Source organism: Kribbella sp. NPDC104218 (assembly GCF_055584105.1).
In genome coordinates, this window is the sequence record NZ_JBVJMQ010000003.1 from 573,979 (window position 1) to 596,643 (window position 22,665).

The following is a 22,665-nucleotide window of genomic DNA, read 5'->3' on the forward strand; positions in this document are numbered from 1 at the left end:
GAATATGAGTGTGCGGCGCATTATGGGAACCGAGACCGAGTTCGGCATCTCGGTGCCGGGCCAGCCCGGGGCCAACCCGATGCTGACCTCGAGCCAGGTGGTGAACGGCTACGCCCAGACGCAGCCGCTCGCGCGCAAGACCCGGTGGGACTTCGACGAGGAGCACCCGCTGCGGGACGCGCGCGGTTTCGACCTCAGCCGGGAGGTCGCCGACTCCAGCCAGCTGACCGACGAGGAGACCGGCCTGGCCAACGTCATCCTCACCAACGGCGCCCGGCTGTACGTCGACCACGCGCACCCGGAGTACTCCGCGCCCGAGACGACCAACCCCCGGGACGCCGTCGTCTGGGACAAGGCGGGCGAGCTGGTGATCATGGAGGGCGCGCGGCAGGCCCGGCAGATCCCCGGCGCCCCGCAGCTGAACCTCTACAAGAACAACACCGACAACAAGGGCGCCTCCTACGGCTCGCACGAGAACTACCTGATGCGCCGGGCCACGCCGTTCGCGTCGATCGTGCGGCACCTGACGCCGTTCTTCGTCAGCCGCCAGGTCGTCACCGGCGCCGGCCGGGTCGGCATCGGGCAGGACGGGAACGCCAACGGCTTCCAGATCAGCCAGCGCGCGGACTACTTCGAGGTCGAGGTCGGCCTGGAGACGACGCTGAAACGGCCGATCATCAACACCCGCGACGAGCCGCATGCCAACCCCGACCGGTACCGCCGGCTGCACGTGATCATCGGCGACGCGAACCTGTCCGAGATCTCGACGTACCTCAAGGTCGGGACGACGTCGCTGGTGCTGGCGATGATCGAGGACGGCTGGCTGACCGACGACCTCGGCGTCGACCGGCCGGTGACCGCGCTGCACGAGATCAGCCACGACCCGTCCTGCACGCATCTGATGACGCTCAAGGACGGCCGCAAGCTGACCGCCGTCCAGCTCCAGACCGAGTACCTGGAGCAGGCCCGTAAGTACGTCGAGGACAAGTACGGCGACGACGCGGACCGGCAGACCAAGGACGTCCTGCGCCGCTGGGAGCAGGTCCTCGACCAGCTCGCCACCGACCCGATGCAGCTGGCCGACCAGCTCGACTGGGTGGCGAAGTACAAGCTGCTGCAGTCCTACCGCGACCGCGACGGCCTGGACTGGGACGACCCCAAGCTGCACCTGGTCGACCTGCAGTACGCCGACCTGCGCCCGGACAAGGGCCTCTACTACAAACTCGTCACCGCCGGCCGGATGCAGCGCCTCGTCACCGACGAGGAGATCCGGATGGCCGTCGCGCACCCGCCGACCGACACCCGCGCCTACTTCCGCGGCCGCTGTATGCAGCAGTACGCGCCGCAGGTCGCGGCCGCCTCCTGGGACTCGGTGATCTTCGATCTGCCCGGCAAGGAGTCGCTGCAACGGATCCCGACGCTGGACCCGTTACGCGGTACCAAGGCCCATGTCGGAGCGCTTCTGGACCAGTGCGACACCGCGAGTGACCTGGTTCGCACCATCACTGGGGGTGCCGCCGGGTAGGGTCGCTCTTAGAAGCAACGAGAGGGTCGGTTGGGCGTCTCTCTCACTGCGGTTCTAGGAGGTGTTTGCGATGGCGAAGGACGGCGGGCAGCAGCACAAGCAGCCGAAGCGGTCGAGTAACGAGGAAGAGGTCGAGCAGGCGAAGACCTCGGAGGACGTCGCCGAGCGCAAGGAGCGGCTCGACGAGGACGTCGACTCGATCCTGGACGAGATCGACGAGGTGCTCGAGGAGAACGCCGAGGAGTTCGTCCGCGGGTTCGTGCAAAAGGGTGGGGAGTGAACCGCTCGATGACATTTGACGCCTCCGGCCGGTTGCCGGAAGCCTTCCTGACCCCAGGCGGCACCTCGTTCATGGACTTCCTGGCCGGGCACGCGCCCGACCTGTTGCCCGGACGGCGCAGCCTGGGTCAGGCCGACTTCTCCGACCAGGTCCCGCACGGTACGACGATCGTGGCCGCCACCTTCCCCGGTGGCGTCGTGATGGCCGGCGACCGGCGGGCCACGATGGGCAACATCATCGCCCAGCGCGATATCGAGAAGGTGTTCCCGGCCGACGAGTACTCGGCGGTCGCCTTCGCGGGATCGGCCGGGTTCGGGATCGAGATGGTCCGGCTGTTCCAGGTCGAGCTCGAGCACTACGAGAAGCTCGAGGGCACGACGCTCAGCCTCGACGGCAAGTCCAACCGGCTGAGCGCGCTGATCCGGGGCAACCTGGCGATGGCGATGCAGGGCCTGGCCGTGGTGCCGCTGTTCGCGGGCTACGACCACGACCGCAAGGGCGGGCGGATCTTCTCCTACGACGCCACCGGCGGCCGGTACGAGGAGACGCACTTTCACAGTGTCGGCTCTGGGTCGCTGTTCGCCCGGGGCGCGCTGAAGAAGCTCTACCGCGAGGACCTGTCCGCGACCGAGTGCGCGACGGTGACGATCCAGTCGCTGATCGACGCCGCCGACGACGACTCGGCGACCGGCGGTCCGGACATGTTGCGGCGGATCTTCCCGGTGGTCGGAGTGGTCACCGCCGACGGCTACCAGCGGCTCCCGGAGGACGAGGTCGCCACCCTGGTCGACGCGGCCTGGGCGCAGCGGCACAACCGTCCCGACGGCCCCGCCTCGGCGTCCCTGACCTGATCCCATCGACTGATAGAGGACGACACCTTCGATGAGCACGCCGTTCTACGTCTCGCCCGAACAGCTGATGCGCGACCGGGCGGATTTCGCCCGGAAGGGGATCGCCAAGGGGCGCAGCGCGATCGCCCTGCAGTACGCCGACGGCATCCTGTTCGTCGCGGAGAACCGCTCGCCCGCGCTGCACAAGGTCGCCGAGATCTACGACCGGATGGCGTTCGCCGCCGTCGGCCGGTACAACGAGTTCGAGAACCTGCGGATCGCCGGCGTCCGGCTGGCCGATATGCGCGGGTACTCCTACGACCGGCGCGACGTCACCGGCCGGGCCCTGGCCAACGCCTACGCCCAGACCCTGGGCGCGATCTTCTCCTCCGGTGGTGAGAAGCCGCTCGAGGTGGAGATCCTGGTCGCCGAGATCGGCGCCAGCACCGCCGAGGACCAGATCTACCGGCTCACCTACGACGGCTCGATCGCGGATGTCCGCGGTTACGCCGTCATGGGCGGCCAGGCCGAGCAGGTCGCGGAGTACGTCGGCGAACACTTCCAGGAGGGCATCTCGCTGGCGGGCGCGCTGCGCCTGGCCGTCGACGCCCTCGGCCACGACAGCAACGAGGTCCGGGAGCTCACGCCGGACCAGCTCGAGGTCGCCGTCCTGGACCGGACGCGCGCGCAGGTCCGCAAGTTCAAGCGCATCAGCGACGAGACCCTGGCCCGCATCCTCGCCGAGTCCCGCCCGGCCGCCGAGCCGGCTGCGGACGAAACGGACGACGCGGTCGACGAGGGCTCGAAGGACGGCGACGCCGCGGGTTCGACCGGCGCCGACAGCCCGGCCACCGGGGGAGCGTCCTCGGCCGACGACGACGCGCCCGTCGCGCCGCCGGAGGACCCCGACGACACCCGTCCCCTGTGACCGACAACCTCGCGAACTCGGCCGTCACCGACCAGGTGGCGGCCGAGTCGTCTCGTCCTGCTGATCCGTTGCCGTGGGAGCTGCTGGGCGAAGAGGTCGCCTACAAGCGGTTCCTGACGGTGAAGGTCCGGCGGTACCGGATGCCGAGCGGCCATGAGGTCGACTGGGATGTGACCGGCCCGGAGTCGACCGAGGCGATCGCTCGGGGGATCACCGTGCTGCCGCTGACGCCGGAGGGGCGGATCGTCACGGTGCGGATGTTCCGCCCGGGTCCGGACAGCGTCGTCACCAACCTGCCCGGCGGGCTGATCGAGCCGGGGGAGGAGCCCGGGGTCGGCGGCGCGCGCGAGCTGCTCGAGGAGACCGGGTACACCTGCGAGAGCCTGGAGGTGGTCGGCTGGGTCTGGGCCGGCACGTCCTCGATGTTCCGCAAGTACGTCGGTATCGCGCGCGGCTGCCGCCCGGACGGCGTCCAGCAGCTCGACGATGCCGAAGACTGCGTCCCGGTCGAGCTGACCGTCGACGAGTTCCGCGCCGAGCTGCGCACCCCAGGGGCGATGACCGGTACGGACGCCGCCTACCTCGCCCTCGACCACGCGGGATTGCTATGACTCTGACTCTCGGCGCGACCGTCGTCCTGCGCCACGGCCCGACCACCGACCCGGACGCCGAGCGTGTCGTCCGCGCCGCCCTGACCGCGATCGGCGCCGAGATCGGCGACGCCGGCCCGGTCATCTGGCTCGGCGGCTCAGCCGAGGCGTCGGCCCGGCTCGGTGTCGAGCCCGCTGACGGGCTGCCCGCCGAGGGCTACGTGCTCGCGATCGGCGCCGACGACGTCGTCCTCGAAGGGGTCGACGCCCGCGGCACCTTCTACGCCGCCCAGGCCTTCGCGGCGCTCGCCGATGGCGGGGAGCTGCCCGAGCTCGAGCTGCGCGACGCCCCGGTTCTGCAGTACCGCGGCTCGATCGAGGGCTTCTACGGGACGCCGTGGTCGCATGCGGAACGTCTCGACCACCTGGACTACCTCGGCGCGCACCGCCTGAACACCTTCCAGTACGCGCCGAAGGACGACCCGTACCACCGCGAGCAGTGGCGCGACCCGTACCCGGCCGCGAAGCTCGCCGAGCTCGCCGAGCTGATCGAGCGCGCCGCCCGGAACAAGGTCGACTTCACCTTCGCGCTCTCGCCCGGCCTGTCGATGCGGTACGACGACGACGCTGACTACCAAGCCCTGATCGCGAAGTTCGAGGCCCTCTACGGCATCGGCGCGCGGGTCTTCAACGTGCCGCTGGACGACATCGACTACGGCTCCGACGGCGCCGCCGCGGGGCGTGCGCAGTCCGGCCTGCTGAATCGGATCCAGCGGGAGTGGGTCGCCGCGAAGCCCGACGTCGCGCGGCTGCAGATGGTCCCGACCGAGTACTACGACGCGCTGGAGACGCCGTACAAACAGGCGCTGCGCGAAGAGCTCGACCCGGCCGTCATCGTGCACTGGACCGGCACGGCCGTCATCCCGGAGCGGATCACCGCCGCCGAGGCCGCCGAGGCGAAGGCCGTGTTCGGCCACGATATCCTGATCTGGGACAACTTCCCGGTCAACGACTACGTCCCCGGCCGGCTGCTGCTCGGCGCGTACTCGGGCCGCGAGGCCGGCGTCGCCGACCACGTCGTCGGCGTCATCTCCAACCCGATGAACCAGGCGCGGACCAGCAAACTCGCGGTCCACTCGTTCGCCGACTACGGCTGGAGCCCGGCGACGTACGACGAGCAGGCGTCCTGGCTGCGCGCGATCGCCGAGCTGGCCGCCGGTGACCCCGACACCATCGCGGCCCTGACGCTCTTCGCCGATCTCAACACCTACGACGGCACCCTGCACCAGTCCCAGGCGCCGGTCCTCGCCGCCGAGATCGCCAACTTCTGGTCGGCCGGCGCGGGTCCCGAAGCCGCCGCCGCGCTGCGCGGCGTCTTCGAGGCCATCGAGCAGACGCCCGCCGTCCTCGGCCGCACCCCGATCGCGGCCGAGACGGCCTCCTGGCTCGACGCCACCGAGCTCTGGGGCCGCGCGCTCCAGCGCGCCCTCGACCTCCTCGAACAAGTCGCCGATGGCAACGAATCCGCTGATGGCACCCGCGCCGAGCTCGACGAGCTGGTCGCTCGCGCGACCGCGATCCGCGACCACACCACGCCACACTCCGAGACCTATCCGCGGATCGCCGACGGCGTTGCCGACCTGTTCGTCATCGAGGCCGGTCGCGCCCATGACCGGGCGCGCGGCCTTCCGACCGTCCGCACCGCGTCCAGCTCCCAACCGGCCGCCGGCCGGCACGCCGTCAGCCACATCCTCGACGGCGACCCCGCGACGTTCTTCTCCACCGGCAGCCCGCCCGCGATCGACGACGAGATCCGCGTCGACCTCGGCGCCGAGTACGACGTCGCCACCGTCACGTTGCTGATGGCGGAGCCGACCAGCCCCGACGACTTCATCCACTCGGGTGTCCTGGAGATCTCGACCGACGGCGCCTCGTGGAGCGAGATCACCCGCGCGACCACGCCCGACGTCCAGGCCGTGGTCGGCGGCAAGGCCCGCTACGTCCGCTACCGGGCGCTCGCCGCCAATACCGAGCGCTGGCTGGTGGTTCGCACCTTCGACGTCCGGACCACCTAGGGGCCTGTACGCCGGTGCCGCCTAAACTGGTTGGCGGACCGCTACTGGCGTTGAGGTGGAAGACCACCGGGGAACGGTCTGCCGGCAGCTGCCGGCCGCAGCCGCGCGCCTGGGCAACCGACCTGTTGTCGATGCCCAGAGGGAGTGTGCGTGCCATGACCGCTCAATTGATGATCGGGACCGAGATCGCCGCCGAGATGGTGGCCAGCGCCGCCGTCCGCGCTGAGCAGTTGCGTGCGGCGACCGGCGTCCAGCCGTGTCTGGCGACCGTGCTGGTGGGGGAGGACCCGGCGTCCGCGACGTACGTGCGGATGAAGCAGAACCGGTGCAAGAAGGCTGGGATCGGGTCGCGCAGCGTGGTGCTGCCGAAGGAGACGACGACGGCCGAGCTGGTCGCCGCGCTGACCGAACTGTCGAACGACCCGGAGGTGCACGGCATCCTGCTGCAGCACCCGGTGCCGGGTCACATCGACGAGCGGGCCGCGTTCGAGGCGATCGATCCGGCGAAGGACGTCGACGGCGTCACCATGCACGCGTTCGCGGCGATGGCCTTCGGCGAGCCCGGGTTCCGGTCCTGTACGCCGGGCGGCATCCTGAGGCTGCTGCGGGCGTACGACGTCCCGCTGTCCGGCGCGCACGCGGTCGTGATCGGCCGCAGCCCGATTCTCGGTAAGCCGGCCGGAATGTTGCTGCTGGCATCGGATGCGACCGTCACCTACACCCACTCGCGGACCGTCGACCTGCCGGCCATCGTCCGGACGGCGGACCTCGTCGTCGCCGCGGTCGGCAAGGCCAACTTCGTCCGCGGCGACTGGCTGAAGCCGGGCGCGGTCGTGGTCGATGCCGGGTACAACGAGGGCAACGTCGGCGACGTGCACTTCGACGAGGCGGCCGGGGTGGCGCGGCTGATCACACCCGTGCCGGGCGGGGTCGGGCCGATGACGATCGCGCTGCTGCTGGAGCAGACGGTGGACGCCGCACAGGCCCAAACCGAGACGGCTGTCCAGTCCGTGGCCGGTCTGGCCTAGGCTGTATACGTTGTCGAAGTAGTGCGAACAGGAGGAATGCCGTGGCGGTGCGGGCGATCCGGGGAGCCACCCAGCTGGATGTGGACGAGCGCGGGCATCTGCTCGAGCGGTCCGCCGAGCTGGTGAAGGCCGTCCTGGAGGCGAACGATCTGAACAGCGACGACCTGATCAGCATCCTGTTCACCGTCACCCCCGACCTGCACTCGGAGTTCCCGGCCGTCGCGGGCCGCCAGATCGGGCTCACCGACGTTCCGCTGATGTGCATGCAGGAGATCGACATCCCGCACGCGCTGCCGCGGGTGGTCCGGATGATGGTGCACACCGAGACGCAGCGCTCGCGGGACAAGATCCAGCATGTCTACCTGCATGGCGCCAGCGCGCTCCGGCCGGATCTGACGGGCGCGCAGTGACCGAGCTGCGCGGCCCGGTCCGCATCGTCGGTACCGGCCTGATCGGTACGTCGATCGGCCTCGCGCTGACCCGGCTCGGCGTAGTCGTCGAGCTGGTCGACGCGAACCCCGACTACGCGCTGATGGCCGAGCGGATCGGAGCCGGGTCGCGGCTGGTCCAGATCGAGCCGCAGCTGGTGGTCGTCGCCGTACCGCCGGACCACGTCGGCGAGGTGATCGCCGAGCAGCTGGAGCGCACGGATGCGATCGTCACCGACGCGGCCAGCGTGAAGTCGAAGCCGCTGACCGACGCGAGCCGGCTCACCAAGGACCTCAGCCGGTACGTCGGTGGTCACCCGATGGCCGGCTCCGAGCGCAGCGGCCCGCTGGCGGCCCGGGCCGACCTGTTCGACGGCGCGACCTGGGCGATCACTCCGCATGTCACCAGCTCGGCCGAGGCGGTCGCGCTCGTGCGTCGGCTGGCTGAGGCCTGTGGCGCGCGGACGGTCGAGCTGCCGGTGGAGGACCACGACCTGGCTGTTGCGCGGGTCTCCCACCTGCCGCAGCTGATGTCGTCGCTGGCGGCCGGAACGCTCGTCGACGCGCCCAGCTCGCACCTGCAGCTGTCCGGCCAAGGCGTGCGCGACGTGACCCGGATCGCCGCCGGCGACCCCGGCCTGTGGACGCAGATCGTCTCGGCGAACTCCTCGGCCCTGACCGGTCTGCTGGAGCAGATCCGCGATGAGCTGGACCGCGTGCTGGTTGCGTTGGGCAAGGGCGAGTCGGGCGACGAGCTGACCGCCGTCCTGGCTCGGGGCGTGTCAGGTGCGGTGCGGGTGCCGGGTAAGCACGGCACGCCGCACATCGACCTGGTCAGCGTCCTGGTCACGATTCCGGACCGGCCGGGCCAGCTGGCTCGCCTGTTCGCAGACGCCGCGGAGTCCGGTGCCAACGTCGAAGACCTGCGCATCGACCACAGCCCCGGCCGCCCGGCCGGTGAGGTCGAGCTGGACGTCAAACCCGGCTCGGTCGACCAGCTGGTCGAGGTGCTCACCGAGCGCGGCTGGGTCGTCCACCGCTAACCGAAGAACTCCAGCAACGCCTCGGCGACCTGCTCGGGCCGTTCCTCGGGCAGGTAGTGGTCGCAGTCGAATGCGCGTCCCCGGACGTCGGTCGCGTACTCGCGCCACACCGCTAGTACGTCGTAGTTGTCGCCGACGAACCCACGCCGGCCCCACAGCGCCAGCAGGGGAGTGGTGATGCGCCGACCGGCGTCCGCTCGGTCGTGGTCGAGGTCGATCGTCGCCGCGGCCCGGTAATCGGAGCAGGACGCGGCGATCGCGGCCGGGTCGGCGAAACAGCGCACGTACTCGGCCACGGCCGCCGGATCGAACGGCGTCCCGCCGTGGTGACGGGCCTGCATCCGCGCGGTCACCCAGTGCTCGGGCGCGGCCGCGAGCAGACCTTCGGGGATTCCGTTGCCGGCAGCAAGGAAAAACCAGTGGTAGTAGCCGAGGCCGAAGGCCAGGTCGGCATGTTCGAAGGTATGCCGGGTCGGGACGATGTCCAGGACGGCGAGCGCGGTCAGCGCCTCCGGAGCATCCAGCGCGAGCCGGTGGCCGACCCGGGCGCCGCGGTCGTGACCGGCCACCGCGAACCGGTCGAAGCCGAGCGCCTGCATCACGAGCAGCTGGTCGTGCGCCATCGCGCGTTTCGCGTACTCACGGTTGTCCGGACTCGGAGCCGGTTTGTCGCTGTCGCCGTACCCGCGTAGATCCGTGAGGACGACGGTGTGTTCGGCCGCGAGTAGCGGTGCGACGTGATGCCAGATCAGATGGGTCTGCGGATAGCCGTGCAGGAGGAGGATCGGCGGGCCGTCACCGGCAACCGCGCAGTTGATCCGGACGCCGTCCGCGTCGACCGTCCGGTAGCGGAAGTTGTTTGGCAAGGGAACGGTCACGGGAGCTGCTCCAGGAGTGCACGGGTGAAGTCGACCGTGGACGCGGTGCCACCGAGGTCCGGCGTCCGCACGGAGGTTGTGGCGAGGACGCCGGCGATCGCCTGCTCGACCTCGTGAGCCGCCTCCGGGTGCCCCAGATGGTCCAGCAGCAGCGCGGCCGTCCAGATCGCGCCGAGCGGATTCGCAATCCCGCGGCCGGCGATGTCCGGTGCGGAGCCGTGCACGGGCTCGAACATGGACGGGAAGTCCCGCTCGGGGTTCAGATTCGCCGCCGGAGCGATCCCGATACTGCCGGCCACGGCCGCGGTCAGATCGCTGAGGATGTCGCCGAACAGGTTCGACCCGACGATTACGTCGAACCGGCCCGGATCGAGCACGATCTTGGCGCAGAGCGCGTCGATGTGCTCGGACCGCCACCCGACGTCCGGATGCCGCCCGGCCGTCTCGGCGACGATCTCGTCCCAGAACGGCATCGTGTGGATGATGCCGTTCGACTTGGTCGCCGAGGTGACGTGGTTGCGGCGCCCGGCGGCCAGCCGGAACGCGTACTCCGCGATCCGCGTCGTCCCGGCCCGGGTGAACACCGACTCCTGGACGGCGAGCTCCTCGGGGAAGCCGCGGTTCAGCCGGCCGCCGATCTCGCCGTACTCACCCTCGACGTTCTCCCGGACGACGACCAGATCGAGCCCTTCGGCGCCGCGCACCGGGCTCTGGACGCCGTCGAACACCTTCACCGGACGCAGGTTCACGTACTGCCGGAACCCGCGGCGGATCGGGATCAGCAAACCCCACAACGACACGTGATCCGGCACCGACGGATCACCGACCGCGCCGAGGAAGATCGCGTCGTGCTGCCGGATCCGGTCCAGGCCGTCGTCCGGCATCATCGCTCCGGTCTCGGCGTACCGGCGGCAGGACCAGTCGAACTCGTCGTACCGGAACGTGACGCCGTGCCGCTTGCCGACCGTTTCGAGTACCTGACAGGCGGCGGGCGTCACCTCCTGGCCGATGCCGTCTCCGGGAATGAGCGCGATCCGATGCGTGGTCATGTACTGATCGCACCACGCGCTGCCGAGCTAGGTCCAAGATCTGCGCCCACTACGCGTTATCGGCTGCGGCTATGAATGCGCGGGCGGCCGGGGTGAGTTGCGGGCGGCTGATGAGGGCCAGGTGGAGGTGGCGGGCCGGGAGCAGCGGGTGGACGCGCGCGCCGGAGCGGCGAGCGAGGGGCGCCCAGGCGTCGGTCAGTACGGTCACACCGACACCAGCCAGGACCAGCGGGAGGATCATCTCGCGATGCTCGGTCTCGACCACCTCGGTCAGCTCGACGCCGCCGGCCTGGATGTTGTCGACGACGCGACGCATACCGCTGCCGAGCTGGCCGACGATGACGCGGTGGCCGGCCAGCTCCGCGGCCTGGACGGCGTCCTGATCGGCGAACGGGCCGTCCGGGGGAGTCACCAGGACGAAGCGCTGCCGGCCGAGCGGGTGGACGTCGACGCCCGCGGCCTCGATCGGATCCGGCGCGGCCAGCAGACCCAGCTCGGACTCGCCGCTACGGACCTGACCGAGGACGTCGTCCACCGTGAACGCCGCCCGGACCGAGATGGTCAGGCCCGGATGCCGCTCGGTACAGGCTTGGATCAGGCCGACCAGCGGGTCGACCGACTGCGACGGCATCGCGGCGATCTCGATCCGCCCGGCTTGCAGTCCGCTGACCGACTCCACCTGGGCCTTGGCGTGCTCCAGACCGCGGACGACCTGGCGGGCCGGCTCGATCAGCGCCTCCCCGGCCGAGGTGAGCACCAGACGGCGTCCGACCCGCAGGAACAGCTCGGCGCCCAGCTCGCGCTCCAGCGCCCGGACCGCCTGCGAGAGCGAGGGCTGGGCGACGTACAGGGCCTCGGCCGCCCGGCTCACCGTGCCGTGATCGACAACCGCCAGGAAGTAGCGAAGATGCCGGGCATCCATTCCCGCAGTTTCACACACCCCAGGGCATGGTCAGGAGGTGGCTCGGCGCACGGATATTCTCGATCCATGATCATCGCTGTTGACGGCCCGAGCGGTTCCGGCAAGTCGAGCACCGCCCGGGGGGTGGCCGACCGGCTCGGACTGCGGTTCCTGGACACGGGAGCGACGTACCGGGCCGTGACGTGGTCGGCGATCCAGCACGGCCTCGACCTGGACGACACCGCCGCCGTCGCGCAGCGCGCACGGGAGCTGCGGCTCGAGCTGAGCACCGACCCGCTGAACCAGTACGTGATCGCCGACGGCACCGACATCACCGCCGCCATCCGCGAGCCGGGGATCAGCGAGCGGGTCAGCAAGATCGCCACCAACCTCGACGTCCGTGCCGAGCTGATCCGGCGGCAGCGGGCGATCATCGACGACGCCCAGCCGAGCGGCGGCATCGTCGTCGAGGGCCGCGACATCGCCACCGTCGTGGCCACCGACGCCGAGCTGAAGGTGCTGCTGACCGCCGACCAGGAGGCCCGGATGGCGCGGCGCGGCGCCGAGCTGGGCGCCGGGTCGATCAGCGCTGAGCAACTGCGCGACCAGATCGTCCGCCGGGACGCCGACGATTCCACCGTCTCGGAGTTCCAGGTCGCCTCGGACGGCGCGGTCACGATCGACTCGACGTACATGACGCTGGAGGAGGTCGTCGAGACGATCAGCCGGCTCGCCAAGGAGGCCGCCGCCGCCCCGGCCGAGAGTCATGACCGCTGAGCTGACCGGGCACCGCGACCTGCCCCGGACCGACGACGTCCGGTCGATGCCGTACCGGCTCGGCCTGGCGGTGCGGGCCGGCGCCCGGGTCTACTTCGGGCGCCGCTACGAGATCGCCGTCCATCGCGAGGAGCTGTTCCCGCGGACCGGGCCGGTGCTGATGACGCCGAACCACCTGAGCCTGCTCGACGGGCCGCTGCTCGGCGCGATCTCGCCCCGGATGCTGCACCAGCTGGCCAAGATCGAGGCGTTCGGCGGGCTGCAGGGCTGGTTCCTGCACCGGGTCGGGCAGATCGCGATCGACCGGTCGACCTACGACAACCTCGCGATCCGCAAGTCGATCCGGGTGCTGCGCGACGGGCGGGTGCTGAACATCTACCCCGAGGGGACGCGCGGCGCCGGCGATTTCGGCCGGATCCGGCTCGGAGCGGCGTACCTGGCGATGGTCACCGGCGCGCCGATCCTGCCGGTCGCGCTGCTCGGGACCAGGCTCCCCGGCGGTGATGTGGAGCACTACCCGCCGGCCGGAACCCGGATCGACGTGGTGTACGGCGAGCCGTTCACGGTCGACCGCGTATCCTTTCCCCGGCGGCACTCCGACGTACGCGCAGTGGCCGACCAGATCGGCGACGTGCTGCGCGCCCATGTCCAGGCCGCCGTCGCAACCACCGGTCACCCGCTCCCGGGTGCGCCAGACAAGAAGGACCCTGATGACTGACCTGCCCACGGGCTACGAGTTCGCCGAGCCCACCCACGACGAAGAAGACACCGGGCCGCTGCCCGTCCTCGCCATCGTCGGCCGGCCGAACGTGGGCAAGTCCACCCTGGTGAACCGGATCATCGGCCGCCGCGAGGCCGTCGTCGAGGACACCCCGGGCGTCACCCGGGACCGCGTCTCCTACGACGCCGACTGGGCCGGCCGCAGCTTCACCGTCGTCGACACCGGCGGCTGGGACCCGGACGCCGTCGGCCTGGCCGCCCTGGTCGCGGCCCAGGCCGAGGTGGCGATCCACGCGGCGGACGCCGTCCTGTTCGTGGTCGACGCGACCGTCGGCATCACCGACGCCGACGAGGCCGTCGTCCGGGTGCTGCGCAAGTCCGGCAAGCCCGTCGTCCTGGCCGCCAACAAGGTCGACGACCAGCGGGTCGAGTCCGAGGCGATGAACCTGTGGGGGCTCGGCATCGGCGAGCCGTTCCCGATCTCGGCCATGCACGGCCGGGGTACCGGCGACATGCTGGACGCCGTCCTGGCCGCGCTGCCCGAGGCCCCGCCCGAGCGGGACGCCGCCACCGGCGGGCCGCGCCGCGTCGCCATCGTCGGCAAGCCGAACGTCGGCAAGTCCTCCCTGCTGAACAAGGTCGCCAAGGAGGACCGCGTCGTCGTCAGCGACCTGGCCGGCACCACCGTCGACCCGGTCGACGAGTTGATCACGCTGGCCGGTAAGGAGTGGCGGTTCATCGACACCGCCGGTATCCGCCGCAAGGTCAAGAACGCCCAGGGCCACGAGTACTACGCCTCCCTGCGCACCAACGCCGCCATCGAGCGCGCCGAGGTCGTCGTCGTCGTCATCGACGCCTCCGAACCGATGACCGAGCAGGACCTGCGGATCATGAACGCCGTCGAGGAGGCCGGCAAGGCCCTCGTCATCGCCTACAACAAGTGGGACCTGGTCGACGAGGACCGCCGCTACTACCTCGAGAAGGAGATCGACCGCGAGCTCGTCCAGTTCCGCTGGGCCCCGCGCGTCAACATCAGCGCCCTCACCGGCCGCCACATGGAGAAGATGGTCCCCGCCATCGAGGCCGCCCTCGATGGCTGGCAGACCCGCGTCCCCACCGGCCAGCTGAACGCCTTCCTCGGCCGCCTGGTCGCCGCCCACCCGCACCCGGTCCGCTCCGGCAAACAGCCCAAGATCCTCTTCGGCACCCAGGCCACCACCATGCCCCCCACCTTCGCCATCTTCACCTCCGGCGCCATCGAACCCTCCTACCAGCGCTTCATCGAACGCCGCCTCCGCGAAGACTTCGGCTTCGTCGGCAGCCCCGTCCACGTCCAGATCCGGGCCCGCCAGAAGAACAAGAAGAAGTAACCCCACCCCGGTCAGAACCACCCCCCACCATGGGGTAAGGTTCTTCCTGCTCGGCCTACTGGGAGAGCATCGGGCTGTGGCGCAGTTTGGTAGCGCACCTGGCTGGGGGCCAGGGGGCCGCAGGTTCAAATCCTGTCAGCCCGACGGAAAGATCAAGGGGCACCGATTCGATCGGTGCCCCTTTTTCGTTGTGGCGTTTCGCGTCAGTGGACGTCGGCGAGTTGTTTGTCGGTGGGGTTGGCGGCGGGGCGGAGGGACTCGCCTTCGATGTCGACGTTGGGGGTGAGGCGGTCGAGCCAGCGGGGGAACCACCAGGCGGCGCGGCCGAGGAGGGAGAGGACGGCGGGGACGAGCGTCATCCGGACGACGAAGGCGTCGATCAGGACGCCGATGGTGAGGCCGAAGCCGATCGCCTTGATGATCGGGTCGTGGACGAGGATGAAGCCGGCGAAGACCGAGGCCATGATGAGGGCGGCGGCGGTGACGACGCGGGCGCCGTGGCCGAGGCCCTCGACGGTGGCGGCGGTGGCCTCCTTGCCGTGGACGAACTCCTCGCGGACGCGGGAGACGATGAAGACCTCGTAGTCCATCGCCAGGCCGAACAGGATGCCCATCATGATGATCGGCAGGAAGCTGACCATCGGGCCCGGGTTGTCGATCCCGAACAGGCTCGCCAGGTGACCCTGCTGGAAGACCGCGACGGTGATGCCGAAGGTCGCGCCGATGGTCAGGACGAAGCCGAGCGTCGCCTTCAGCGGGACCAGGATCGAGCGGAACGCGAGCAGGAGCAGCAGGAACGAGAGCCCGACGATCAGGCCGAGGTAGACCGGCAGTGCGTCGGCGAGCTTCTGTGAGACGTCGACGCCGACGGCCGTGTTCCCGGTGACGGAGATGGTCGCGCCGCCGGTCTCCAGCGGCTTGACCGCGGCGCGGACGTCCTTGACCAGGTCACTGGTCGCCTCGGACGCCGGTCCGCTCTTCGGGATGATCTGCAGCAGCCGCGTCGTCCCGTCCTGGCTGGCCGCGGCCGGCTGTGCGGCGACGACGTCCTGCAGGGTCGGGGCCTTGCCCAGGATTTCCTTGACCAGTGCGTCGGAGCGCGCCGGATCGTTGCTCTTGACGACGACCACCAGCGGGCCGTTCGCGCCCGGCCCGAAGGCCTCGGCGGTCAGGTCGTACGCGACGCGCTGATGCGAGCCGGCGGCCGCTGAGGCGCCGTCCGGCAGGGCGAGCTGCATGTCCTTGGCCGGGATCGCCAGCAGACCGAGCCCAACGATGCCCACGGCAACGATCGGGATGCGGAAGCGGGTCACGAACCGGCCCCAGCGGAACCCGAAGCCCTCCTTCGGCGCGACGGCCGCCGGGGCCTTGCGGATCTTGCGCGGCAGCACCCGGTCCCCGACGAAGCCGAGGATGGCCGGCAGCAGCGTGAGCGCGACCAGCACTGCGGTCAGCACGGTCGCGGCGGCCGCGATCCCCATCGCGGTCAGGAACGGTACGCCGACCACCGACAGCCCGGCCAGCGCGATCACCACGGTCGCCCCGGCGAACAGCACGGCCGACCCGGCGGTCGCGGTCGCCCGCGCCACCGACTCCTCGGCGTCCATGCCCTCGGCAAGCTGCGAGCGGTGCCGCGAGCTGATGAACAGCGCGTAGTCGATGCCGACCGCCAGGCCGAGCATCAGCGCCAGGATCGGCCCGGTCGACGAGACATCGGTGAACGCCGTCACGATGAACAGACCGGCCATCCCGGCCGCGACGCCGAGCAGCGCGGTCAGCAGCGTCATCCCGGCCGCGACCAGCGACCCGAACGTGATCACCAGCACGAGCGCCGCGATCACGACGCCGATCACCTCGGCGATGCCGAGCTCCGGCACGCCGCCGACGATCTGACCACCCGGGACGACCTGCAGATCGCCGTTGCTCAGCCCGGCCAGGCCGTCGTACGCCTCGGTACTCGCCTTGCTCAGCTCATCGGCCGGCTTCGCGAACTGGACGCTGATCAGGCCGGTCCGCCCGTCAGGGCTGATCGCCTTGCTGGTGAACGGGTCGATCGCCGCGACGACGTCCGGTAGCTTCGCCACCTTGGCAGCCGTCGCGCCGACCGCGGCCTGGACGGCGGGATCGGTCAGCGTCTTACCCTCCGGCGCCTTCACCACGACGGTGGACGCCGCGCCGCTGGCCGCCGGGAGGTCGCTCTTCAGGGCGTCGAGCGCGCGCTGCGACTCGGTCCCCGGGATCGAGAAGGTGTTCGTCGTCGAGCCGCCGAGCGTCAGCGCACCGACGCCCAGCGCGACGATGATCACCGCCCAGATCGCGGTGACGAGCCGCCGGCGCTGATAGGAGAACCGGCCGAGCCGGTACAGCAGGTTTGCCATCGGAAGAGGATCCGTTCGGTCGCGTGCGGGCAGGGGGCGGCCGCCCGTCGGACGCCGGCGGGCCGGTGATGCAGGTACCGCGGGTGGTTCAGTTCGGTCTGAGCAGGCGGCGCAGCCCGATGTCGCCCAGGCGGCGCAGCTCCTCCTCGGTGTGCTCGCCGGGATGCCGGCACTCGCCCATCAGGCCGTTGAGCGCGAACCCGGCCAGGCCGAGCTCGAGCGGGTCGTCGGAGCCGGCCAGGATCCGCTGCAACTGGATGCCGTCGGCCACCAGCTGCGCGATCTCCGGGATCTCGTGGATGACGGGGATGAGCTCCTGGACGACGTCCATCACCCCGCGGTACCGGATCGCCATCTCGATGAACTCGTCGATCGCGTACTCCTGCGCCGCGTCCCGGTCCAGCCCGGCGGCGGTCTCGACCACCCGGGCCAGATCCGCGGCCGGCGGCTCCAGCACCGCGGCCAGCACGGCCGTCTTCCCGCTGAAGTGGTAGAGCACGGTCGCCTTCGAGCAGCCCGCCGCCGTCGCGATGTCCTGTAGCGACACCGCCCCGAACCCGCGCTCCTGGAACAACCCCATCGCCTGCCGCACGATCTCGTGCCGGGTGCGCTCACGCGCCGGAGTCGTCATACCCTCACCATGCCTGACCGATCGGCCAGTTTTCAACCGATCGGTCAGCTTTGTGCCCCGGATCACGCCCGCACGCGCTCAGCGGGGATGATGAGGGCATGCCGCAGATTGTCGTGGAGTACTCCGAGTCCCTGACCGATGTGTTCGACCGGCGGGGGTTCGCGCTGGCTTTGCATCCGGTGGCCGCTGAGCTGATCGGGAGCTCGGTGCCGGGGCTCAAGACGCGGTTCGTCCGGCTGGAGGAGGCGGTGATCGGGGCCGGGGACGGCGGGGTGGCGATGGTGCATGTGTCGGTGGCGGTGCTGCCGGGGCGTGATGACGCGTTGAAGGCGCGGCTGGGTGAGCTGGTGCTCAGCACGGCGTCCGACCATTTGAAGCCGGCCGACGGGCTGAGCGTCCAGCTCACCGCGGAGGTGCGTGACCTCGGGTCGTACAGCAAGCTGACTGTGGGGGAGTGAGGCGGCTCACCAGCCGCGTTCGCGCCACTCCTGGACGTGCGGGCGCTCGGCGCCGAGGGTGGTGTCGTTGCCGTGGCCGGGGTAGACCCAGGTCTCGTCGGGCAGCGTGCCGAAGAGTTTGGCCTCGACATCGTCGATGAGTGAGGTGAAGCGGGCCGGGTCCTTGTCGGTGTTGCCGACGCCGCCGGGGAACAGGCAGTCGCCGGTGAAGACGTGCGGAGCGCCGTCCGGGTCGTCGTAGACGAGGGCGATCGAGCCCGGGGTGTGGCCGACGATGTGGACGACGCGCAGGCTGCAGTCGCCGACGGAGATCTGGTCGCCCTCGTCGGCGAGCTGATCGGTGGGGACGCCGATGCCCTCGGCGTCGTGCCGGCCGGCGACCGTGGGGGCGTTGGTGCGGGCGACGACCTCGGCGAGCGCCTCCCAGTGGTCGGGGTGCCGGTGGGTGGTGACGATGCGGGCCAGGCCGCCGTCGCCGATCAGCGTCAGCAGCGTGCTCGCGTCGTTGGCCGCGTCGATCAGGACCTGCTCGTCGGTCTGCCGGCAGCGCAGCAGATAGGCGTTGTTGTTCATCGGCCCGACGGCGACCTTGGTGATCATCAGCTTGGCCAGCTCGTGGGTCTGCGCGGGTCCGCCGACCTCGACGTTTCCGTGGTACTCCGGCATGCGCCTGCTCCCTGGATTCTGGTTGGGTACCCGATCCTTGCACCTGACCCGATTTGCGCGGAACCCCGGTCGCGATCGAATATACTTTCGAAACGGTTGCTCCGCTCGGCAGCCGGAAGTTTTTGTCGGTGGCCCTCGTTAGCATGACCGGGCATGTCCCGGATACCCCTCGAGAACGGCTGTGAGTGAGCTTGTGTCTGACCGTTTGATCGTGCGCGGAGCACGCGAACACAACCTGAAGGACGTCTCGGTCGACCTGCCCCGGGACGCCATGATCGTCTTCACCGGGCTGTCCGGGTCCGGGAAGTCCAGCCTGGCCTTCGACACGATCTTCGCCGAGGGCCAGCGGCGCTACGTCGAGTCGCTGTCGGCCTACGCCCGGCAGTTCCTCGGCCAGATGGACAAACCCGATGTCGACTTCATCGAGGGGCTGTCGCCGGCGGTCTCGATCGACCAGAAGTCCACCTCGCGGAACCCGCGCTCGACGGTCGGCACGATCACCGAGGTCTACGACTACCTGCGGCTGCTGTTCGCGCGGGCCGGCCGGCCGCACTGTCCCGAGTGCGGCGAGGCGATCGCGCGCCAGACCCCGCAGCAGATCGTCGACCGCGTCCTCGAGCTCGAGGACGGCGTCCGCTTCCAGGTGCTGGCCCCGGTCGTCCGCGGCCGCAAGGGCGAGTACGTCGACCTGTTCCGCCAGCTCAGCGGCCAGGGTTTCGCCCGGGCCCGGGTGGACGGCGAGACGATCCAGCTCACCGACCCGCCGAAACTCGACAAGCAGAAGAAGCACACCATCGAGGTCGTCGTCGACCGGCTCGCGGTGAAGACCTCGGCGAAGCAGCGGCTGACCGACTCGGTCGAGACCGCGCTCGGCCTGGCCAGCGGGCTGGTCGTGCTCGACTTCGTCGATCTCGACGCCAAGGACCCGGGCCGCGAGCGCCGTTTCTCCGAGAAGCTCGCCTGCCCGAACGACCACCCCCTGCAGATCGACGAGCTGGAGCCGCGCTCGTTCTCGTTCAACTCGCCGTACGGCGCCTGCCCGGTCTGCTCCGGTCTCGGCACCCGGATGGAGGTCGACCCGGAGCTGCTCGTCCCGGATCCGGAGAAGTCGCTCGACGAGGGCGCCATCCAGCCGTGGTCGGGGGCGAACGTCTCGCAGTACTTCGAGCGCCTGCTGGCCGCCCTGGCCAAGGACCTCAAGATCAAGACGACGACGCCGTTCGCCGAGCTGCCCGCGAAGGCGAAGAAGTCGCTGCTGACCGGCCACGACAAGCAGGTGCACGTCTCCTACCAGAACCGCTACGGCCGCGAACGCTCGTACTACACGACCTTCGAGGGCGTCATCCCGTACGTCGAGCGCCGGCACGCCGAGGCCTCCAGCGACACCGGCCGGGAGCGCTTCGAGGAGTACATGCGCGAGGTCCCGTGCCTGGCCTGTAACGGCGCCCGGCTGAAGCCGATCTCGCTCGCCGTGACGCTCGGCGGGAAGAACATCGCCGAGGTCAGCGCGATGTCGATCGACGAGGTGCACGGCTTCCTGCGCGACATGGAGCTGACCTCGCGGGAGCGGCAGATCGCCGAGCGGGTGGTGAAGGAGATCGGCGAGCGGCTGCGGTTCCTGCTCGACGTCGGCCTGGACTACCTGCAGCTCAGCCGGCCCGCGGGCTCGCTGTCCGGCGGCGAGGCGCAGCGGATCCGGCTGGCGACCCAGATCGGGTCCGGGCTGGTCGGCGTCCTGTACGTACTCGACGAGCCGTCGATCGGGTTGCACCAGCGCGACAACCGGCGGCTGATCGACACCCTGGTCCGGCTCAAGGACCTCGGTAACACGCTGATCGTCGTCGAGCACGACGAGGACACCATCGACGCCGCCGACTGGGTCGTCGACATCGGCCCCGGCGCCGGTGAGCACGGCGGCCAGGTGGTCGTCTCCGGCACAGTCGAGGACTTGCGCAGCCACCCGGACTCGATCACCGGGCAGTACGTGTCCGGCCGCCGGGAGATCCCGATCCCCGCCGTCCGCCGGCCGCTCACCGAAGGCCGCGAGCTGAAGGTGTACGGCGCTCGCCAGAACAACCTGCAGGACATCGACGTCTCGATCCCGCTCGGCGTCTTCGTCGCGGTCACCGGCGTCTCGGGCTCGGGGAAGTCGACGCTGGTCAACGACATCCTCTACACGTCGCTGGCCCGGCAGATCTACGGCGCCCGCGCGGTCCCCGGCCGGCACACCAAGATCTCCGGGATGGACCAGGTCGACAAGGTCATCCACGTCGACCAGTCGCCGATCGGCCGGACGCCGCGGTCCAACCCGGCCACCTACACCGGCGTCTGGGACCACGTCCGCAAGCTGTTCGCCGAGACGCCCGAGGCGAAGGTCCGCGGGTACCTGCAGGGCCGGTTCTCGTTCAACGTCAAGGGCGGCCGCTGTGAGGCGTGCTCCGGTGACGGCACGCTGAAGATCGAGATGAACTTCCTGCCCGACGTGTACGTCCCGTGCGAGGTCTGCCACGGCGCGCGGTACAACCGCGAGACCCTCGAGGTGCACTACAAGGGCAAGACCGTCGCCGATGTGCTGGACATGCCGATCGAGGAGGCCGCAGAGTTCTTCGCCGCCATCCCGGCGATCTCCCGGCATCTGACCACGCTGGTCGAGGTCGGGCTGGGGTACGTCCGGCTGGGTCAGCCGGCGCCGACGCTGTCCGGTGGTGAGGCGCAGCGCGTGAAGCTGGCCTCCGAGCTGCAGCGGCGCTCGACCGGCCGCACGGTCTACGTGCTGGACGAGCCGACCACCGGTCTGCACTTCGAGGACATCCGCAAGCTGCTCGGCGTCCTCGGCGGCCTGGTCGACAAGGGCAACTCGGTCCTCGTCATCGAGCACAACCTCGACGTCATCAAGACCGCCGACTGGATCATCGACCTCGGCCCGGACGGCGGCCGCAAGGGCGGCACGCTGGTCGGTGAGGGCACCCCGGAGGAGATCGCCGCCAACCCGGCGTCCTACACCGGCGAGTTCCTCCGCGAGATCCTGGCCGGCCGGGCCGCCAAACCCAGCGCCAAGGTCGCCGCGCCGGTCCGGAAAGCCGCGGTGAAGAAGGCGCCGGCCAAGAAGGCCGCCGCGAAGAAGACCGCGGCCCCGGCGAAGAAGACGGCCGCCAAGAAGGCGCCGGCGAAGGCAGCGGCCCGCAAACGCGCGGCCGGCTGACCCGGCCCGGCCGCGCGATCACCCGTCGTCCGGCAACGTCCCCGCCACCGGCCTGAGTCAGGCTGGTGGCGGGGGTTGTTTTCGTTGCCTTTGCCAACGTCCGCCCGGCGGAACCGAATGACCCGGCGGGACGTCTATCGTTGCGGTGCGGCACGAAACCGATCGAAGGAGAGACAGTGGGCGGCGACCGTTGGAAAATGGGCTCGGACACCCTGAGTGACCTGGCCAAGAAGACGGGTAACAACACCCAGGACCTCGGTGGGCTGGTGAAGCGCCTGGTGGCTGCGGCGCAGCCACTGGAGGGTCAGATGAGCGGTGCCGGTAAGCAGATGTTCGACTCGTTCAAGAGCAACGTCGACGGGATCGCCGCCGACCTGAACGCCGGTCTCGCCGCGATCAACAAGGGTCAGTCCGGGATGGACGCCGCGTTCCGCGAAGGTGAGCAGAACCTCGCGCAGAACGCGAAGAAGGCCCAGGGCGCCGCGGACTTCAACGCGGCCAAGTTCGGAAACAGCTGAGAGCGGAGACGACGATGTCGAACACGAACGCCTATGACAGCGGCGCCTCCGGCCAGGTCCAGTCGAACCTGTCCGGCCTCGCGGCGCAGATCACGACCCTGATCGAGGGCCACAAGAAGAACGTCGCGGCCGCGCTCGCGGACGCCTCGGCGACCAAGGTCACCGACGAGTACCGCGCGGTCGAGGGCCGGTTCAACAAGGCCGCCGACGCGACGCTCGCGCTGATCAAGTCGCTGGAGGGCGTCATGAAGTCCAACGACGCCACCGCGTCGGAGACCATCGCCAAGGCGAGCAGCGCCGTCTCCGGTATCAACGGCTGATCGCCGCCACTGTCTGGCCTGGGCCCGGACGTTCCGCGCGCGGCGACGTTCGGGTCCGCGGTCATGCCGG

22 protein-coding genes, 1 tRNA gene and 1 riboswitch are annotated in these 22,665 nt (G+C 70.2%); of the genes, 17 read left to right on the forward strand and 6 right to left on the reverse strand.

Annotated elements, in window-relative coordinates; translation table 11 throughout:
- Positions 1-4 precede the first annotated feature (4 nt).
- From dop to ACZ6ZD_RS27490, 9 genes are all read left to right on the forward strand, one after another.
- On the forward strand, positions 5-1,525 hold the full coding sequence (gene dop / locus ACZ6ZD_RS27450; protein WP_465676793.1) for a depupylase/deamidase Dop: 1,521 nt from the start codon (positions 5-7) through the stop codon (positions 1,523-1,525).
- A 70-nt stretch (positions 1,526-1,595) separates the two neighbouring features.
- Entirely contained in the window at positions 1,596-1,805 is a 210-nt protein-coding gene (locus ACZ6ZD_RS27455) for a ubiquitin-like protein Pup (RefSeq protein ID WP_465676794.1), read from the forward strand.
- 8 nt (positions 1,806-1,813) lie between these two features.
- Positions 1,814-2,656, forward strand: a complete 843-nt coding sequence (gene prcB, locus ACZ6ZD_RS27460; protein WP_465676795.1) for a proteasome subunit beta — start codon at positions 1,814-1,816, stop codon at positions 2,654-2,656.
- A 31-nt stretch (positions 2,657-2,687) separates the two neighbouring features.
- Entirely contained in the window at positions 2,688-3,563 is an 876-nt protein-coding gene (gene prcA, locus ACZ6ZD_RS27465) for a proteasome subunit alpha (RefSeq protein ID WP_465676796.1), read from the forward strand.
- Positions 3,560-4,174, forward strand: a complete 615-nt coding sequence (locus ACZ6ZD_RS27470; protein WP_465676797.1) for an NUDIX hydrolase — start codon at positions 3,560-3,562, stop codon at positions 4,172-4,174. Before prcA ends, ACZ6ZD_RS27470 begins: the two co-directional genes overlap by 4 nt.
- Positions 4,171-6,228 (forward strand): beta-N-acetylglucosaminidase domain-containing protein, encoded by a 2,058-nt coding sequence (locus ACZ6ZD_RS27475; protein WP_465676798.1) that lies wholly within the window; start codon positions 4,171-4,173, stop codon positions 6,226-6,228. Before ACZ6ZD_RS27470 ends, ACZ6ZD_RS27475 begins: the two co-directional genes overlap by 4 nt.
- 30 nt (positions 6,229-6,258) lie before the next feature.
- A riboswitch (ZMP/ZTP riboswitch) is annotated at positions 6,259-6,350 on the forward strand.
- A 33-nt stretch (positions 6,351-6,383) separates the two neighbouring features.
- Positions 6,384-7,256, forward strand: a complete 873-nt coding sequence (locus ACZ6ZD_RS27480) for a bifunctional 5,10-methylenetetrahydrofolate dehydrogenase/5,10-methenyltetrahydrofolate cyclohydrolase (protein ID WP_465676799.1) — start codon at positions 6,384-6,386, stop codon at positions 7,254-7,256.
- A 41-nt stretch (positions 7,257-7,297) separates the two neighbouring features.
- Positions 7,298-7,666: a chorismate mutase gene (gene aroH, locus ACZ6ZD_RS27485; protein WP_465676800.1), complete on the forward strand. Its 369-nt coding sequence runs from the start codon at positions 7,298-7,300 to the stop codon at positions 7,664-7,666.
- Positions 7,663-8,727 (forward strand): prephenate dehydrogenase, encoded by a 1,065-nt coding sequence (locus ACZ6ZD_RS27490; RefSeq protein ID WP_465676801.1) that lies wholly within the window; start codon positions 7,663-7,665, stop codon positions 8,725-8,727. Before aroH ends, ACZ6ZD_RS27490 begins: the two co-directional genes overlap by 4 nt.
- On the opposite strand, the gene ACZ6ZD_RS27495 is transcribed toward ACZ6ZD_RS27490, so the two are convergent.
- Genes ACZ6ZD_RS27495 through ACZ6ZD_RS27505 form a run of 3 tightly spaced genes read right to left on the reverse strand, consistent with a single transcriptional unit; the run spans position 8,724 to position 11,576 of the window.
- Positions 8,724-9,605, reverse strand: coding sequence for an alpha/beta fold hydrolase (locus ACZ6ZD_RS27495; protein WP_465676802.1), 882 nt, complete (start codon positions 9,603-9,605; stop codon positions 8,724-8,726). The two genes, ACZ6ZD_RS27490 and ACZ6ZD_RS27495, sit on opposite strands and share 4 nt — an antisense overlap.
- Entirely contained in the window at positions 9,602-10,654 is a 1,053-nt protein-coding gene (locus ACZ6ZD_RS27500; RefSeq protein WP_465676803.1) for a tartrate dehydrogenase, read from the reverse strand. Before ACZ6ZD_RS27500 ends, ACZ6ZD_RS27495 begins: the two co-directional genes overlap by 4 nt.
- 49 nt (positions 10,655-10,703) lie before the next feature.
- Positions 10,704-11,576, reverse strand: coding sequence for a LysR family transcriptional regulator (locus ACZ6ZD_RS27505; protein WP_465676804.1), 873 nt, complete (start codon positions 11,574-11,576; stop codon positions 10,704-10,706).
- A gap of 66 nt (positions 11,577-11,642) precedes the next feature.
- On the opposite strand from ACZ6ZD_RS27505, the gene cmk reads away from it, so the two are divergent.
- From cmk to ACZ6ZD_RS27525, 4 genes are all read left to right on the forward strand, one after another.
- The gene (gene cmk / locus ACZ6ZD_RS27510; protein WP_465676805.1) at positions 11,643-12,332 is read left to right on the forward strand and encodes a (d)CMP kinase; all 690 of its coding nucleotides are present in this window, start codon (positions 11,643-11,645) and stop codon (positions 12,330-12,332) included.
- Positions 12,322-13,050, forward strand: a complete 729-nt coding sequence (locus tag ACZ6ZD_RS27515; protein ID WP_465676806.1) for a lysophospholipid acyltransferase family protein — start codon at positions 12,322-12,324, stop codon at positions 13,048-13,050. The genes cmk and ACZ6ZD_RS27515 overlap by 11 nt, the downstream gene beginning before the upstream one ends.
- The gene (gene der, locus ACZ6ZD_RS27520) at positions 13,043-14,422 is read left to right on the forward strand and encodes a ribosome biogenesis GTPase Der (protein WP_465676807.1); all 1,380 of its coding nucleotides are present in this window, start codon (positions 13,043-13,045) and stop codon (positions 14,420-14,422) included. Before ACZ6ZD_RS27515 ends, der begins: the two co-directional genes overlap by 8 nt.
- Positions 14,423-14,492: 70 nt before the next feature.
- A tRNA-Pro gene (locus ACZ6ZD_RS27525) sits at positions 14,493-14,566 on the forward strand.
- A 59-nt stretch (positions 14,567-14,625) separates the two neighbouring features.
- On the opposite strand, the gene ACZ6ZD_RS27530 is transcribed toward ACZ6ZD_RS27525, so the two are convergent.
- Both ACZ6ZD_RS27530 and ACZ6ZD_RS27535 read right to left on the reverse strand, forming a co-directional pair.
- The gene (locus tag ACZ6ZD_RS27530; protein ID WP_465676808.1) at positions 14,626-16,800 is read right to left on the reverse strand and encodes an MMPL family transporter; all 2,175 of its coding nucleotides are present in this window, start codon (positions 16,798-16,800) and stop codon (positions 14,626-14,628) included.
- 88 nt (positions 16,801-16,888) lie between these two features.
- Positions 16,889-17,431, reverse strand: coding sequence for a TetR/AcrR family transcriptional regulator (locus ACZ6ZD_RS27535; RefSeq protein ID WP_465676809.1), 543 nt, complete (start codon positions 17,429-17,431; stop codon positions 16,889-16,891).
- 98 nt (positions 17,432-17,529) lie between these two features.
- Here ACZ6ZD_RS27535 and ACZ6ZD_RS27540 point away from each other — a divergent pair, with 98 nt between their 5' ends.
- Positions 17,530-17,889: a 5-carboxymethyl-2-hydroxymuconate Delta-isomerase gene (locus tag ACZ6ZD_RS27540; RefSeq protein WP_465676810.1), complete on the forward strand. Its 360-nt coding sequence runs from the start codon at positions 17,530-17,532 to the stop codon at positions 17,887-17,889.
- 6 nt (positions 17,890-17,895) lie between these two features.
- Here ACZ6ZD_RS27540 and ACZ6ZD_RS27545 read toward each other — a convergent pair whose 3' ends face one another.
- The gene (locus ACZ6ZD_RS27545; protein ID WP_465676811.1) at positions 17,896-18,555 is read right to left on the reverse strand and encodes an MBL fold metallo-hydrolase; all 660 of its coding nucleotides are present in this window, start codon (positions 18,553-18,555) and stop codon (positions 17,896-17,898) included.
- A 193-nt stretch (positions 18,556-18,748) separates the two neighbouring features.
- Here ACZ6ZD_RS27545 and uvrA point away from each other — a divergent pair, with 193 nt between their 5' ends.
- The 3 genes from uvrA to ACZ6ZD_RS27560 all read left to right on the forward strand — a co-directional run bounded on the left by uvrA (position 18,749) and on the right by ACZ6ZD_RS27560 (position 22,595).
- Complete coding sequence (uvrA, locus tag ACZ6ZD_RS27550) at positions 18,749-21,757, forward strand: excinuclease ABC subunit UvrA (RefSeq protein WP_465676812.1); 3,009 nt, start codon at positions 18,749-18,751, stop codon at positions 21,755-21,757.
- 197 nt (positions 21,758-21,954) lie between these two features.
- A complete protein-coding gene (locus tag ACZ6ZD_RS27555; protein WP_465676813.1) occupies positions 21,955-22,275 on the forward strand; it encodes a hypothetical protein in 321 nt (106 codons plus the stop codon).
- 14 nt (positions 22,276-22,289) lie between these two features.
- Positions 22,290-22,595, forward strand: a complete 306-nt coding sequence (locus ACZ6ZD_RS27560; protein ID WP_171673126.1) for a hypothetical protein — start codon at positions 22,290-22,292, stop codon at positions 22,593-22,595.
- Positions 22,596-22,665: the final 70 nt, after the last annotated feature.

Coding starts and splice junctions, on each gene's coding strand:
- ACZ6ZD_RS27455 (WP_465676794.1), top strand. CDS start 1,596: ATGGCGAAGGACGGCGGGCAGCAGCACAAGCAGCCGAAGCGGTCGAGT.
- ACZ6ZD_RS27535 (WP_465676809.1), bottom strand. CDS start 17,431: ATGACGACTCCGGCGCGTGAGCGCACCCGGCACGAGATCGTGCGGCAG.
- ACZ6ZD_RS27515 (WP_465676806.1), top strand. CDS start 12,322: ATGACCGCTGAGCTGACCGGGCACCGCGACCTGCCCCGGACCGACGAC.
- ACZ6ZD_RS27480 (WP_465676799.1), top strand. CDS start 6,384: ATGACCGCTCAATTGATGATCGGGACCGAGATCGCCGCCGAGATGGTG.
- der (WP_465676807.1), top strand. CDS start 13,043: ATGACTGACCTGCCCACGGGCTACGAGTTCGCCGAGCCCACCCACGAC.
- prcA (WP_465676796.1), top strand. CDS start 2,688: ATGAGCACGCCGTTCTACGTCTCGCCCGAACAGCTGATGCGCGACCGG.
- ACZ6ZD_RS27555 (WP_465676813.1), top strand. CDS start 21,955: ATGGGCTCGGACACCCTGAGTGACCTGGCCAAGAAGACGGGTAACAAC.
- cmk (WP_465676805.1), top strand. CDS start 11,643: ATGATCATCGCTGTTGACGGCCCGAGCGGTTCCGGCAAGTCGAGCACC.
- ACZ6ZD_RS27530 (WP_465676808.1), bottom strand. CDS start 16,800: ATGGCAAACCTGCTGTACCGGCTCGGCCGGTTCTCCTATCAGCGCCGG.
- dop (WP_465676793.1), top strand. CDS start 5: ATGAGTGTGCGGCGCATTATGGGAACCGAGACCGAGTTCGGCATCTCG.
- ACZ6ZD_RS27560 (WP_171673126.1), top strand. CDS start 22,290: ATGTCGAACACGAACGCCTATGACAGCGGCGCCTCCGGCCAGGTCCAG.
- ACZ6ZD_RS27505 (WP_465676804.1), bottom strand. CDS start 11,576: ATGGATGCCCGGCATCTTCGCTACTTCCTGGCGGTTGTCGATCACGGC.
- ACZ6ZD_RS27500 (WP_465676803.1), bottom strand. CDS start 10,654: ATGACCACGCATCGGATCGCGCTCATTCCCGGAGACGGCATCGGCCAG.
- ACZ6ZD_RS27540 (WP_465676810.1), top strand. CDS start 17,530: ATGCCGCAGATTGTCGTGGAGTACTCCGAGTCCCTGACCGATGTGTTC.
- ACZ6ZD_RS27545 (WP_465676811.1), bottom strand. CDS start 18,555: ATGCCGGAGTACCACGGAAACGTCGAGGTCGGCGGACCCGCGCAGACC.
- prcB (WP_465676795.1), top strand. CDS start 1,814: ATGACATTTGACGCCTCCGGCCGGTTGCCGGAAGCCTTCCTGACCCCA.
- ACZ6ZD_RS27475 (WP_465676798.1), top strand. CDS start 4,171: ATGACTCTGACTCTCGGCGCGACCGTCGTCCTGCGCCACGGCCCGACC.